This window comes from Absicoccus intestinalis, from assembly GCF_033971885.1.
Lineage (GTDB): Bacteria > Bacillota_I > Bacilli_A > Erysipelotrichales > Erysipelotrichaceae > Absicoccus > Absicoccus intestinalis.
In genome coordinates this window covers 14,953-28,680 of the sequence record NZ_JALBUS010000008.1, presented here as the reverse complement: position 1 = coordinate 28,680, position 13,728 = coordinate 14,953, and the positions used below count along the sequence as shown (strand labels likewise).

Genomic DNA, 13,728 nt, shown 5'->3' with positions numbered 1-13,728 from the left:
GATCCATGGTACATCTACATGCTCGCAGTTATTATTCGTTGCTTCGATCGCCACTATCGATTGCCTCATTAGTGGATACGACCAAATCGATGGGGCTGGAACACGTAGCCCTGACGGATTGGAAATCCATGTATGGTACGATGGCCTTTTGGTCCTATGCCCAAAAAAAACAGATCCATCCGATTCTTGGCTTGGAAGGAGATTGTCAATATCATGAACAAACATTCTCCTTTGTGTTTCTTGCCAAAAATGATCAAGCGTTGCAGCAGCTGTATCATGTTTCCACCCAATGGATGCATGAAAAAGAATATACTTTGGATGAATTGGCCCAGCAAACCAGTGCCTGCATCGTGATAACGACAGATAGTTTTGAGCGATGGGTCAATCATAAAGAAACCGATGTATTGATCGAACATCTAACCCATTGCCAATCTTTATGGAAAGATTTTTATGTAGGAATCGCCAAGAATGATTCTATTTATCGAAAAGAGATCAATCAAAAAATAAGGGCTTGTGCCCAGAAACAAGGCATGCCTACGGTCGCTTTATCTTGCATCTATTATCAAAAGCCGGAAGATGTCAAGCAATTGCGGATCTTACGAGCCATTGCGAAACAAACGACGATCCAAGACCAGACCTTAGATGTCCAAAATGATCGATATATTCGAACGGATACGGAAATGAAAAAACTTTATGATCCGGCTGATCTTGAAATGACCGATCACATTGCATGTCAATGTAACGTTCAGATGGCCATGACAAAAAGTCATCTACCACAATTTGAAAATAAGCTTCATATCGATAATACCGCTTATTTGATCAAATTATCCAAGGCGGGTCTGGAAAAACGGATGAATCACAATGTGCCAGCAACCTATGTGAAACGGCTTGAATATGAACTCTCGGTAATCGTTAAAATGGGGTTTACCAATTATTTTTTGATCGTCTGGGATTTTATTCGCTATGCCCGTTCACAAGGTATTTATGTCGGGCCTGGACGAGGATCCGCAGCTGGCTCGCTGGTTGCCTATTGTTTAGGTATTACCCATATTGATCCAATCAAAAATCATTTATTGTTTGAACGCTTTTTAAATCCAGAACGTATTTCGATGCCCGATATCGATACCGATTTTCCCGATGATCGACGCGATGAAGTGATCGAATATGTACGCCAAAAATACGGCGATGCTCATGTGGCTCATATTGTCGCTTTTAATACCATGAAGGCCAAGGCCGCCTTACGAGATGTGGCACGGGTATTGAATTATCCCATTCGTAAAGTGGATGCGATCGCTAAAACTTTGAATCGGGAAACCTTGTTGGAGGCATATCAAAACAATGCATCCTTTCATCGATTGATCGATCAAGACAAAGAAAGTCGGGAATTGTATGACTGGGCAGCAAAAATCGAGGGAACACCGCGACATATTTCTTTGCATGCAGCCGGTATCGTGATCTCGGATCAGCCCATCGAAAAGATTTGTCCGCTAGTGGCTGTGGATGAAACCATCCAAGCTACCCAATTTCCGATGGAATATCTAGAAGATCTCGGCTTGATCAAAATGGATTTTTTGAGCATTCGTAATTTGACCACGATTGCTTCAATCGTAAAAGCCATTGAAACCGATCAACATCGCACCATCGATATTTTAAAATTACCTTTAAACGATGCGAAAACCTATCAATTGTTTTCAAGAGGAGATACCATGGGAGTCTTTCAATTGGAATCCGATGGCATTCGTAAATTGTTGATCCAGATGCAGCCCAAACGATTTGAAGATATTGCCGCTGTATTGGCGCTGTATCGTCCCGGACCTATGCAAAATATCCCTATTTATTTAGAGAATCGCAAAGAGCCGCGCAAGATCCAATATTTGGATCCGCGATTAGAACCCATCTTAAAAGATACCTATGGAATCATAGTGTACCAGGAACAAATCATGCAGATTGCGCAAACGATTGGTGGTTTTCGTTTGGCACAAGCCGATAATTTACGAAAAGCCATGGGAAAGAAAAAGATGGATCTGATGGTTTCGTATCGCCAACAGTTTATTGATGGTGCAATACAGAATCAATGCACCAAAAAAGTGGCGGAAGAAATCTTTGACTTAATGGAACGATTTGCGGAATATGGTTTTAATAAATGTCATAGTTATGCCTATGGTATGGTGGCATATCAAATGGCGTATTTGAAAGCCAATGTGCCTTTATATTTTTATCAAAGTATCTTGAATAGTGTCATTGGTTCGGAATCCAAGACGAGCATGTATATCTATGAATGTCAAAGACGGCACATCCCGATTTTGTATCCAGATGTCAATGCATCCCAAAATGGCTATACGATCGAAAAGAATGGCTTACGCATGCCACTGGAAGTCATGAAAGGCATTGGCCAATTGGTGCATCAACAATTGGAGCCAGGAAAACCTTATAAGAACTATATTGATTTTGTGGTTCGCTCTTCTGCGCAAAAAGTGAACGAATCCAATATGCGCATCTTGATCGATGGCGGTGCTCTGGATGGTTTTGGTTTGAATCGAGCCACCATGCAAGAAGCTTTACGGGATGTCTTACAATATGCATCGATCGTACAAACAAAAACCAATGAAGGGGTTTTGTTTAATTATGATATTGTATCGCCCCCTAGGATCTTGCCGATGAAAGAAGATCCATTGGCTAAATCAAAAAAAGAAAAACAGGTATATGGCTTTTATTTGACCGAGCATCCCATTGCTCGTTTACGTCAACAAATGCAGCCTTGTATCCCCATCCAACAAGCTTTACAAACGATGGGCTATATAACCATTGTAGGACAGATCAGTCGATATCATATCCACCGAACCAAGAAGACCCAGTCGATGATGTGTTTTCTTACTTTAGAAGATGAGAGTGCACAAATGGATATTGCGATCATGCCGCGTATGTATGAAAAAGAAAAAGAAAACATCCAAGTCGGTGCGTTTGTGAAGATCCATGGGAAAAAGGATCGATCGGATTCGATGATCGCGAATGCACTGACATGGATCAAAGAAAAGTAAAAAAAGATTGACGTGAAGGGGTCCTTTGGATAAAATACTATTGTTGCAGACTCCGCAGTCGGCAACCGCACAGAAAAGGTTTGAAAGATGCTTCGCACACCTTAATGGCGAGTATTCATGAATAGGAGGTGCACATATGTACGCAATTATTGAAACTGGCGGAAAACAAATCAAAGTTGAACAAGATGCTGTAATTTATGTTGAAAAATTAGCGGCTAACGAAGGTGATGAGGTCGTATTCGACAAGGTATTGTTCGCAGATGGTAAAATTGGAAAACCATATGTAGAAGGTGCTAAAGTTACAGGTGTCGTTGAAAAACAAGGAAAAGGTAAGAAGATCACGATCGTAAAATACCGTCCTAAGAAGAGTTCAACTCGTCGTAAACAAGGACATCGTCAACCATATACAGCTGTGAAGATTGCTTCTATTGAGGCTTAGTAATGTTCATTGCTGTTCACGAGCAAAGACATCAAAAAAATTGGGAACTCATTGTGGTCAGTGGGCATGAAGATCAGCAAGAACATGAAGAATTTGCTCTTGTTTGTGCACAAGTGAGTGCCATCAGTGTAGGGATTCTCAACAGCATTGATCAACAATGCCCAAACAGTTGTGAGCTCACCATGGAAGATGGCTTTGTGAGTATTCATGTAAAAGAGTCTACCCCTCTTTTACAATCGATCCTTGAAACATTTGTTATTCAATTGGATACGGTGGCTCAAGTGAATTCGAAAATAATCAAAATAAAGAAAGTTGAGGTGTAACCGACATGAAATTCGTTTTAAATAATCAATTATTCGCATCAAAAAAGGGAGTTGGTTCGACTAAGAACGGTCGTGACTCAGAATCGAAGCGTTTAGGATGCAAAGTAGCTGATGGACAAGCTTGCCATGCAGGAAGCATCATTTATCGTCAACGTGGAACAAAGATTCATCCCGGAACTAACGTAGGTCGTGGTGGCGATGACACATTGTTCGCATTAGTGGATGGTGTTGTTAAATTTGAACGTTTGGGAAAACATAAGAAACAAGTTTCTGTTTACCCACAAGCTTAAGACGAAGGACCCCGGCAATACCGGGGTTTTCTTTTAGAAAGAAGGTGTGGAAATGGCAATGTTTGTCGATCAAGTAAAAGTCAATGTCAAAGCCGGAAATGGTGGAAATGGTATCGTTAGTTTCCGTCATGAAAAATATGTTGCTTACGGCGGTCCTTTTGGCGGTGATGGGGGCAAAGGCGGCGATGTCATCTTTGAAGCCGATCCCAATATGATCACATTAATGGATCTTCGTTATCATCGAAAGATCAAGGCGACACCGGGAGAAAATGGCAAGACGAAAAAAATGCATGGAGCCAATGGCCAAGATACCATCGTGAAGGTGCCTTTAGGCACGATCGTAAAGCATGCAGATACGGGTCAAATTGTAGCGGATCTTACCCAACCGCATCAGCAACAAATTGTCGCTCATGGTGGTCGAGGTGGCCGGGGCAATTATCATTTTAAATCCAGTCGGAACACGGCACCTAAATATGCCGAAGATGGCAAACCCGGAGAAGAATTTGATTGTATCGTAGAGTTACGGGTATTAGCCGATGTAGGTCTGGTTGGTTTTCCAAGCGTTGGCAAATCCACTTTTTTAGATGCGGTCAGCCGGGCCCATCCAGAAATCGGTGATTATCCGTTCACGACACGAGCACCGAACGTTGGTGTGGTGGAAACCAAAGATGGACGCAGTTTTATTTTGGCAGATTTACCCGGATTGATCGAAGGAGCCAGCCAAGGCAAAGGTCTGGGACATGAATTTTTGAAACATATCGAACGTTGTCGGGTCATTCTACATGTGATCGATATGGGTGGTGAAGAAGGCAGGGATCCTGTCCAAGATTACAAGATCATCAATGATGAGCTGGGCTCTTATCAAATGCGCTTGTTGGAAAGACCGCAAATCGTGGTCGCAAATAAGATGGATCTGGATGCGGCAAAGGAAAATCTGCAACGCTTTAAAGCCACCTATCCCGATGTCCCGGTATTTGAAACATGTACGATCATTCACGAAGGATTGGATCCCGTCTTACGCAAAGCAGCGGATCTGTTAGCCAGCACGCCACCATTTCCAATCATGGATGACTGGGGTCAAGATGCTGGGGTTACCTATACTTTGGAAGCCAAACCCAAAGACTTTGAAATCATCAAAGTGGAACCGCATGTCTTTGAAGTCAAAGGGCCAAAAATTGATCGATCCTTTGACATCACCAAGCTCAACACGGAAGAAGACTATTATTTATTTAGTCAGCGGATGCGTTATATGGGCATTGATGATGCGTTGCGTAAAGCAGGTTGTCAAGATGGCGATACGGTTCGAATTCATGGATTTGAATTTGATTTTATTGAAAGCTAGAGCAGAACGATCGTTCTGCTTTTTATTTGTGCTATAATACGAACATGGAAAATTTAGCACAAAAAGTTTTACAATTTATCGTCTCCAATCCAAAAGAATGGGACTATTGGACCCATACGCAAAGGCTGGCTCCCGTTTCACAAGCACCATCTATACAATCGTTTGTGGACTTTATTTCAACCCATAAAGACGAGAAAATCTTTGTGGGTGGTGATTATGATTGCGATGGGATCCTGGCCACAACGATCATGGTCCATGGTTTACGTCGCTATGGCATCGAAGTGGGTTATTATATACCCGATCGCATTCGAGAAGGCTATGGCCTTCATCCCCAAACTGTACAGAAAGCCCATGCCAAAGGGTATACGACCATCATTACGGTCGATAATGGGGTAAAAGCAATCGATGCTTTAGAAAAAGCCAAGTCGTATGGAATGACAACCATTGTAACCGATCATCACGAAATCGAAAATCCCGTACCTTGTGATCTTCTCGTGCATCCAACCAACATGGAACCCGTATTTTCAACTTTATGTGGTGCCGGTGTTGCCTTTGAGTGTATCCGTGCTTTAGGCCTCGCTACCGGTTATGATCTGGAATTGGCTGCCATTGCGAGCATTGGCGATGTCATGATCGTCAAAGGCCAAACGCGAGCCATCATCCAACAAGGTCTAAAACGATTGAATGAGAAAGCGGAATCGCATATATCCCCATTGGCGAATGACCGGCAATTGAATGAAGTCAATGTTGGTTTTCAAATTGTTCCTAAATTAAATGCGGTCGGCAGGTTATCCAATTTAGGCAATGTGAATACTGTGGTTCGATATTTTTTATGCAGTGATCGCAGTCAATTGTTCACTTTCCAGCAACAAATCAATCAATTGAATGATCGCAGGAAAGATTTATCCATGCAGATGGTCAATCATGCCAAAGCGAAATGTGCCCTACAAGAAGAGGTCTTATTGGTCAGTGATGCCTCGTATCATGAAGGTATCATTGGATTGGTGGCTGGAAATTTATGCAACGCCTATCATAAACCAGCCATTGTCATGACAAAAAATCAAGAGGGGTACAAAGCATCCATGCGCTCGCCCGAAGGTTTCAACTGCATGGCCTTTTTGAAAGATTTTCCATCTTATGCCACATTTGGAGGCCATGCCCAAGCGGCGGGGTTTAGTTTGAGTCCGCAAGATTATACCCTTTTCAAAAAATATATTCATGATCGGATCCAGACCTTTCAATGGGAAGAGCCTCATTTGGAAACTCTATCGGTATTGCCGGAAGAATTAAGCCTATCTGCAATCCAAAGTTTAGATCAACTCCGACCTTTTGGGCCTGGTTTTGTCTGTCCTTCTTTTGAATTGATCCATCCTGAAATTCAATCGATGTTTCCCATTCAAAATGGCAAGCATGTACGATATATCTTGCGGAATGGATTGGAATGTATGAATTTCAATCAAACGGAGCAAGAAAAACAAAAAAGTGTGAATCAAATTTATAGTTTTGTCGGTCAGGTACAAATCAATCAATTTCGAGGTCAAAGAAAACCGTCTTTTATCATTGAAACCATCAATTATATTGGCTAGATGAGTCATCGTGTTGTAAAATAGCGATATAAGAAAAGAGGAAAAGAATAAGTATGGATATTAAAAAGTATATTGCCAGTATTCCTGGATTTCCCAAAGAAGGAATCATTTTTAGAGATATCACACCGATCCTTCAAGATCCAGAGGCATTGCGTTATGTCACACAAACATTCGTGGATTTTGTGAAAGAAACCCAGGCGGATTTTGTGATTGGACCAGAAGCGCGAGGCTTTTTGTTTGGTGTACCCGTTGCCTTAGAGTGCAATTTGGGTTTTGCCCCCATTCGCAAACCAGGCAAATTACCACGCGAAGCGATTTCGGTAAAATATGGTCTAGAATATGGCGAAGATGAGTTATGCATGCATACCGATGCCATCAAACCGGGACAAAAAGTCGTTGTGATCGATGATTTATTGGCCACCGGAGGAACGACACAAGCAGCGATTCAATTGGTTGAACAAATGGGTGGTCAAGTTGTTGGTTGTGGCTTTGTGATTGAATTGGATGATCTTCATGGTCGCGAAAAAATTGGGGATATTCCGGTTTGTTCCTTAGCTCATTATGCCGGCGAATAAATAGTTAAGAAGAAAGAGAGGGTATGGACATGAGTGAATTTAAAGAAGTTTCTTTTGATGAATGTATGGAACATGTGAAAACTTATATCCATAACCCGGACAGTTTAGAAAAGATCCAAGAGGCGTATGCCTTTGCATTTGACGTCCATAAAGATCAAAAGCGCAAAAGTGGGGCTCCTTATATTACGCATTGCATTCAAGTAGCGGATACGTTGGCGCAAATTCATTGTGGGCCACGAACCATCGAAGCTGGCTTGCTGCATGATACTGTGGAAGATTGTGATGCAGTCACATACGATACGATCAAAGAAAAATTTGGTGAAGAAGTAGCTGAAATGGTGGAAGCGGTTACCAAGGTTGGTAAGATTAAGTTCCAAGATGAAGAAGATTATCAAGCGAGCAATCATCGGAAATTGTTTATTGCGATGGCCAAAGATGTGCGTGTCATCTATATCAAATTGGCCGATCGTTTGCACAATATGCGGACGCTTCAATATATGAAGCCCGAGAAGCAACAGCGAATCTCTAAGGAAACTTTGAGTGTTTATGCCCCTATTGCGCATCGTTTGGGTATGAATGAGATCAAGAGCGAATTGGAAGATCTTTCTTTTAAATACCTAAAGCCAAGGGAATATGAGAACATCAAAGAATTGGTCCAAACACGGGTTTCCGAACGTAACGAACAAGTCCAAATGATGATCAATGATATCCAAACGATCTTGGATTCATATCATATTCCATATCGTATCTTTGGTCGAAGCAAGCATTTTTATTCCATCTATAAAAAGATGGTCAACAAAAATAAGCGATTTGAAGAAATTTTAGATTTGTATGCGATCCGGATCATTACCGATACGGTAACGCATTGTTATGAAATATTGGGCTATATCCATGCAACCTATCGGCCGATTCCAGGGCGATTCAAAGATTATATTGCGATGCCGAAAGCCAACTTATATCAATCTTTGCATACAACGATCGTTGAACCTACGCATGGTAATATTTTTGAAGTTCAAATTCGTACGGAAGAAATGGATGAAGTTGCGGAACGTGGTGTCGCTGCTCATTGGAAATACAAAGAAAACAGCAATTTCAATCATCAGACGCGCCAAAAAGATATTGAAGACTCATTAGCCTGGTTCCGGGATTTTTCCCAAATGACCGATGAAGAGAGCGAAGATGCCAAAGAATATATGTCCGTTCTACAAAAAGACATCTTTGAAGCCAATGTCTATTGCTTGACACCAAGAGGCCGTGTCATCACCTTACCGCCTGGTTCTTGTCCTGTCGATTTTGCGTATCGCATTCATACCGATGTTGGACATAAAACAGTGGGAGCCAAAGTCAATGGGGCCATCGTTCCATTGAATACACGATTGAATAATGGCGATGTCGTTGAGATCCTCACCAATAAGAATTCACCGGGACCATCGCCAGATTGGATCAAGATCGTTCGGAGTGCGCATGCTCGAAATAAGATTCGTTCTTTCCTGCAAAAGAAAGATCGCGAAGAGCAGAAAGAAATGATCAAACAGGGCGAACAGATGTTGAAAGAGGAGATCGTGCGGCGGCATTTGGATGAAAAACTCATTGAGCCCCAACGATTGGAAACGATCATTGGTTCTTTATCCTATAAAACGTTGGATGATTTCTACATTGGCTTGGCCAATAAGAGAGTATCGATGCAATCGGTCATGGATCGCATTGATACGACTAAGGCCAAAGCGATGGAAGATGATGATATCATCAAATTGTACAACAAGCCAAATCCAATGCGTAAAAAATCCGAAACCGGCGTGATCGTACCCGGTATCGATACGATTGCGGTTTCCTTGGCCAATTGTTGTCAGCCGATTCCTGGAGATGAGATCGTTGGCTTTATTTCACAAGGACATGGTGTGAAAGTCCATCGCAAAGATTGTCCGAATGTGGCACATGAAACCAAGCGATTGATTCCGGTGCAATGGGAAGAGGATCTGGAAGAGAAACAATACGAAGCGCAATTGATCATTTATAGCGATGATCGCAATTATCTATTGAGTGATATTGTGACCGTGATCCAACAATGTAACGTTAATTTACGGCATGTGGATTCAGGTGTCGACACCAATCGATTGACTGCAACGACCAAATTGACCTTGGGCGTGAAAAATGCAGCCCATCTTCAAAATTTGATGTCCAATTTGAAAAAAGTTCGCTCGGTTCGTGATGTGGTTCGTGTCATACAATAAAGAGGTTGTCTTAGGGCAACCTCTTTTGTAGTTCGATCTTGATATATAAAAGCCGAGAAACCATTTCTCTGAAAATATGTTTGGGTCGATGTTCTGGATACCAGATGGCACTGTATTGGTGAAAGTGTTGCTTCGCAATGGCACAAGCCCGACGAGCATGCGTTCCACTGGTAATGATCAATACAGGCTGGTTTTGGATGATTTCTTTGGAGTAGACCATATTTTCCCAAGTATTCTTGGATCGGGTCTCACAGATGATTGGCATGGAACATTGGGCAAGAATATAATTTTTCATCGCAATGGATTCGGTATATTGATTTTTGACGGCACCACCTGTAATTACCAACGTTTCAAATTGATGATCTTGATAGGCCTGAATGGCTCTTTGGCAACGTTTTTTTGCGGATGTGCATAAACTCCCATCTGCATGGGTTGGACACCCTAACAATAATGCATAGGGATAGACGCCCTTGGGTCTGGGAATGGGCGGAAAGTAATATTCATAGACGAAAAAACATACAAGGATCAATAGCAAAAGTAGGATCATTTTTTCAGGACCGCCTTTCTATGAATGGGTCGTGGCTGCACACTGTTATATAGAGTAAGCGTTTGATTTTCAATGAATTGATCAAATGCCTGCATTTCTTTGAATTTAGTGGCACAATCCTTGCCTTTCAATAGTTGTTGGCCTTTTTCATTGAAGCCCAAGACGATCAGTCGATCAAATCGATTGTGATCTTTCATTTTATCTTTGGTGATTTGTAGCAAAATCATCAAACAGGTTCGTTGGATCCGTGAGCGGGAATAGGTCTTGGAAATGGCAGTTTCAAGAAAATCAGACCACGTGTCTTGTTTGGCAGCTTTCTTTAAGCGATATTCAATGCCTTCATTGACCAAAAAATACTGTTCTAAGGTTTCGGGTGGACTCAATTGAAGGAATGTTTTCAAATAGGGATAATAATTTTCCCATTGTTGGTGGGTTTGAAAATAGGTATCATACAATACTGGCTTTCCACTAAAATAGTCCAGACGGGTTTGCGTAGCGGATGGATAGCTTGTATCTCTTTGCATCGATACCGGTTGGATTCCCCTTTTTTTGCATTCGTGCACATAATAGAGGGCCAATTGATCATTGGGCAATATATCCAATTGAAGATTATGATTCATGCTGGTAGAGGCATCGATTGGTTTTGATTGAATCGATTCATAGGTTTTTTCCAAATGATGGATGTCATTGGATTCGGAACCAAACAACAAATGATCGATGGGAATCTGGTGTAGGGCTTGTAAACTGTATTTCGCAAAATAAGCGGCACTTTGTGCCGTGTAACAGACGGGCAGGCCAATCACCAGGTCCGCTCCATGTTCCAAACACAGTCGTGCTTTATCTTCCGGTAAGAGCAAAGAGGGCAGACCTCTTTGGCTGTAATACATGGAAGTAAGGATAACAAGAGTATCAAAATGTTTTTTCGCATAAGCAAGCTGATAGGCGTGCCCTTGATGAAAGGGATTGTATTCAGCAATAATTCCACAGATCGACATACTTATAGTCTAACATATTTTATTGACATTCTTGTGTGCTTTTACTATAATATCAAATGCGACATGAGGTGAAGATCGTGAAATTTACAAAAACAGACTTCTTGCATTCCGAAAATGGAATCATACATATTGATGAACATCTCGCTATGGAAGAAAACGATCTACTCCATCATACTCAAGTCAAGTCCATTCCTGAAGTGCATGTTACGGGCACTTTACAGTTTGACGGAAACGCACTGGTTTTCTCTGATTTGGACATGGACGGTGTGATGATCGTTTGTGATTCGATTACTTCAGAGGATATCGAAGTGACATTTGACACGACGTCGCAATCAACCTACTCATTTGTTCGACTCGATCAATTGGATGAGGATGCCGATGATGAGATCATTGTTGTAAAACATGACTTCATTGATCTTAATCCGGAAATATTTGAAACGGTGTTGTTAGAGGCACCAATCAGCGTGAGTCGATTGCCACGTGACCAATATCCCAAAGGGGATGGCTGGCAATTGCTTTCTGATCAAGATCCGATAGAAGATGAAGATACGATCGATCCACGATGGGCAAAGTTAAGTGAATTCAAACTGGATGATGATGACTAGGAGGTGCGAGCATGGCAGTTCAACAAAGACGAGGATCTAAAACACGTAAGGGAAAACGTAGAAGTCACTATAAATTAGTGCCACCAACATTGGTTCGTTGCCCGAACTGTGGCGAATACAAATTGGCTCACAAGATGTGTTCTTGTGGAGAATATCACGGTCGCCAAGTCGTTGAAAAGTAATCCTTAGGCATAGATGAAGATCTATGCTTTTTTTAATTAAATTTTGTACTTTCCATAGGTTTTGTTTGTTATAATGAAACTAGTGAAGTTAGGAGGTTATCTCATGTTGATCAAAGATGACGCCTTGCGTGCCGCTGTTGCTTCAGCCTTGCGCATTAAAGAAGACGAAATTACCCCAGAAAAGATGAAAGAACTTATCAATTTACAAGTTCCTGGAAAAGAAATTGAATGTTTGGATGGTTTGGAATATGCGGAAAATCTAGAACGCTTAAATGCATCCAATAATAAGTTAGAAACATTAGAACCCATCAAGGATCTTCGCAATCTGGAAGACTTGAATGTATCGATCAATCAATTGCGTGATATTCAAGCGTTGCATGGATTCCGACAATTGAAACGATTGGATATTTCTCGTAATAATTTGTATACGATGGATGTTTCTAGCATTGCCGCTATGATCGATCTGGAATACTTGAACTTGGAGCGTTCAAAGATCGACAGTATTGAATATATCGAGCATTGTCGAAAACTGGAAACGGTCAATATCAATACTGAAAATGGTCCATTTAGCTATGCCATCTTAGGTACTTTGAAGCATTTAAAGAAATTGAAGATGGCAAGAATGCGTTTATTTGATGTGGAGGATCTGACGTATCTATCCCATATCGAAGAATTGGACCTTTCAACCAATTTGATGTCTGATCTTTCACCCTTGTTGTCGATGACCAATCTGACCAAATTGGATGTATCCAACTGTCCTTATTTGACCGAATACGATATATTATCGAAGTTTCCAAGACTAAAGGTCTTAAATCTTTCCTATAATCATCCAAAGAGCTTTGATTTCTTAAAAAAATTACACTATATTGAAGAAATCTATATGGAACAAACCGGATTTACCGATATGCGTTTGTTGAATGGCTTTCCTAGTTTACGTATGGTGAATGTTTCCATGAATGCTTTGACACACTTGGATGAATTTACGAATGTAAAGAATTTAGAGTCTTTTTCGGCTCGTTTCTGTCAGATCTACAATATTGATTTCTTGAAGAATGCCAAAAAGTTGGTTCATTTGGATTTGTATACCAATCATATTCGCAATATTGATGTATTAAAGGGATGCAAAGATATGGTGGATCTGAACTTGGCTCGAAATAGTGTAAAAGATATCAGTTGTCTGAAACAAATGAAGTTATTAGGTATCTTGTCTTTGGAGGATAATGATGTCAAAGATATTCGCGTATTGAGCAATTTGGAAAATTTATGTAATGTTGATCTCTACAACAATATCATTACGGATCTGAGCCCATTAGAAAAATGTCCATTTATTTCTTACTTGCGCTTGGATCACAATGCCATCAGTGATTTGACGCCTTTATCACATCTGCAATTTTTGCGTTCCTTAACCTTGAAAGGCAACTATATCACAGATGTGACCCCATTAAAAGATCTTCAACTCTTGGAAGCCTTACGATTGGATGATAATCCAATTGCGGATACTTCCGTATTGGAGAGCATGGAATTTTATGATAAATTTACTGACTAGGTCCGTATTGACGGACCTTTTCATTTATC

The 13,728-nt window shown here is 41.1% G+C and carries 13 protein-coding genes and 1 other annotated feature; of the genes, 11 read left to right on the top strand and 2 right to left on the bottom strand.

Annotated features, from left to right (window positions below; all coding sequences use genetic code 11):
- Positions 1–5: 5 nt before the first annotated feature.
- The 8 genes from MOZ64_RS06400 to MOZ64_RS06365 all read left to right on the top strand — a co-directional run bounded on the left by MOZ64_RS06400 (position 6) and on the right by MOZ64_RS06365 (position 9,824).
- The gene (locus MOZ64_RS06400) at positions 6–3,038 is read left to right on the top strand and encodes a DNA polymerase III subunit alpha (RefSeq protein WP_320325757.1); all 3,033 of its coding nucleotides are present in this window, start codon (positions 6–8) and stop codon (positions 3,036–3,038) included.
- 53 nt (positions 3,039–3,091) lie between these two features.
- Positions 3,092–3,163: a sequence feature (ribosomal protein L21 leader region), on the top strand.
- An 11-nt stretch (positions 3,164–3,174) separates the two neighbouring features.
- Positions 3,175–3,477, top strand: a complete 303-nt coding sequence (gene rplU / locus MOZ64_RS06395; RefSeq protein ID WP_128519581.1) for a 50S ribosomal protein L21 — start codon at positions 3,175–3,177, stop codon at positions 3,475–3,477.
- Positions 3,478–3,479: 2 nt separating this feature from the next.
- Positions 3,480–3,800: a ribosomal-processing cysteine protease Prp gene (locus MOZ64_RS06390; protein ID WP_320325756.1), complete on the top strand. Its 321-nt coding sequence runs from the start codon at positions 3,480–3,482 to the stop codon at positions 3,798–3,800.
- Positions 3,801–3,805: 5 nt separating this feature from the next.
- Positions 3,806–4,090: a 50S ribosomal protein L27 gene (rpmA, locus tag MOZ64_RS06385; RefSeq protein WP_128519583.1), complete on the top strand. Its 285-nt coding sequence runs from the start codon at positions 3,806–3,808 to the stop codon at positions 4,088–4,090.
- Between the two features lie 58 nt (positions 4,091–4,148).
- A complete protein-coding gene (obgE, locus tag MOZ64_RS06380) occupies positions 4,149–5,432 on the top strand; it encodes a GTPase ObgE (RefSeq protein ID WP_320325823.1) in 1,284 nt (427 codons plus the stop codon).
- Positions 5,433–5,476: 44 nt separating this feature from the next.
- Positions 5,477–7,018: a single-stranded-DNA-specific exonuclease RecJ gene (locus MOZ64_RS06375; RefSeq protein ID WP_320325755.1), complete on the top strand. Its 1,542-nt coding sequence runs from the start codon at positions 5,477–5,479 to the stop codon at positions 7,016–7,018.
- 53 nt (positions 7,019–7,071) lie between these two features.
- Positions 7,072–7,593 carry an adenine phosphoribosyltransferase gene (locus MOZ64_RS06370; protein ID WP_320325754.1) on the top strand — a complete coding sequence of 174 codons (522 nt, stop codon included), beginning with the start codon at positions 7,072–7,074 and terminating at the stop codon, positions 7,591–7,593.
- 29 nt (positions 7,594–7,622) lie between these two features.
- Positions 7,623–9,824: a RelA/SpoT family protein gene (locus MOZ64_RS06365; protein WP_320325753.1), complete on the top strand. Its 2,202-nt coding sequence runs from the start codon at positions 7,623–7,625 to the stop codon at positions 9,822–9,824.
- Between the two features lie 10 nt (positions 9,825–9,834).
- On the opposite strand, the gene MOZ64_RS06360 is transcribed toward MOZ64_RS06365, so the two are convergent.
- Together MOZ64_RS06360 and MOZ64_RS06355 are read right to left on the bottom strand one after the other, a co-directional pair.
- Complete coding sequence (locus MOZ64_RS06360) at positions 9,835–10,371, bottom strand: YdcF family protein (RefSeq protein ID WP_320325752.1); 537 nt, start codon at positions 10,369–10,371, stop codon at positions 9,835–9,837.
- Positions 10,368–11,366 (bottom strand): nucleotidyltransferase family protein, encoded by a 999-nt coding sequence (locus MOZ64_RS06355; protein WP_320325751.1) that lies wholly within the window; start codon positions 11,364–11,366, stop codon positions 10,368–10,370. Before MOZ64_RS06355 ends, MOZ64_RS06360 begins: the two co-directional genes overlap by 4 nt.
- Before the next feature lie 77 nt (positions 11,367–11,443).
- Between MOZ64_RS06355 and MOZ64_RS06350 the strand changes: the two genes are divergently transcribed.
- From MOZ64_RS06350 to MOZ64_RS06340, 3 genes are all read left to right on the top strand, one after another.
- Entirely contained in the window at positions 11,444–11,971 is a 528-nt protein-coding gene (locus MOZ64_RS06350; protein ID WP_320325750.1) for a YceD family protein, read from the top strand.
- An 11-nt stretch (positions 11,972–11,982) separates the two neighbouring features.
- Positions 11,983–12,153, top strand: coding sequence for a 50S ribosomal protein L32 (gene rpmF, locus MOZ64_RS06345; protein ID WP_128519590.1), 171 nt, complete (start codon positions 11,983–11,985; stop codon positions 12,151–12,153).
- 103 nt (positions 12,154–12,256) lie between these two features.
- Complete coding sequence (locus MOZ64_RS06340) at positions 12,257–13,699, top strand: leucine-rich repeat domain-containing protein (protein ID WP_320325749.1); 1,443 nt, start codon at positions 12,257–12,259, stop codon at positions 13,697–13,699.
- The last annotated feature ends 29 nt before the right edge of the window (positions 13,700–13,728 follow it).

Excerpts from the sequence above, each read along its gene's own strand:
- MOZ64_RS06375 (WP_320325755.1), top strand. The coding sequence starts at position 5,477 with ATGGAAAATTTAGCACAAAAAGTTTTACAATTTATCGTCTCCAATCCA.
- MOZ64_RS06355 (WP_320325751.1), bottom strand. The coding sequence starts at position 11,366 with ATGTCGATCTGTGGAATTATTGCTGAATACAATCCCTTTCATCAAGGG.
- rplU (WP_128519581.1), top strand. The coding sequence starts at position 3,175 with ATGTACGCAATTATTGAAACTGGCGGAAAACAAATCAAAGTTGAACAA.
- obgE (WP_320325823.1), top strand. The coding sequence starts at position 4,149 with ATGTTTGTCGATCAAGTAAAAGTCAATGTCAAAGCCGGAAATGGTGGA.
- MOZ64_RS06390 (WP_320325756.1), top strand. The coding sequence starts at position 3,480 with ATGTTCATTGCTGTTCACGAGCAAAGACATCAAAAAAATTGGGAACTC.
- MOZ64_RS06360 (WP_320325752.1), bottom strand. The coding sequence starts at position 10,371 with ATGATCCTACTTTTGCTATTGATCCTTGTATGTTTTTTCGTCTATGAA.
- MOZ64_RS06365 (WP_320325753.1), top strand. The coding sequence starts at position 7,623 with ATGAGTGAATTTAAAGAAGTTTCTTTTGATGAATGTATGGAACATGTG.
- MOZ64_RS06340 (WP_320325749.1), top strand. The coding sequence starts at position 12,257 with ATGTTGATCAAAGATGACGCCTTGCGTGCCGCTGTTGCTTCAGCCTTG.
- MOZ64_RS06370 (WP_320325754.1), top strand. The coding sequence starts at position 7,072 with ATGGATATTAAAAAGTATATTGCCAGTATTCCTGGATTTCCCAAAGAA.
- rpmA (WP_128519583.1), top strand. The coding sequence starts at position 3,806 with ATGAAATTCGTTTTAAATAATCAATTATTCGCATCAAAAAAGGGAGTT.
- rpmF (WP_128519590.1), top strand. The coding sequence starts at position 11,983 with ATGGCAGTTCAACAAAGACGAGGATCTAAAACACGTAAGGGAAAACGT.
- MOZ64_RS06400 (WP_320325757.1), top strand. The coding sequence starts at position 6 with ATGGTACATCTACATGCTCGCAGTTATTATTCGTTGCTTCGATCGCCA.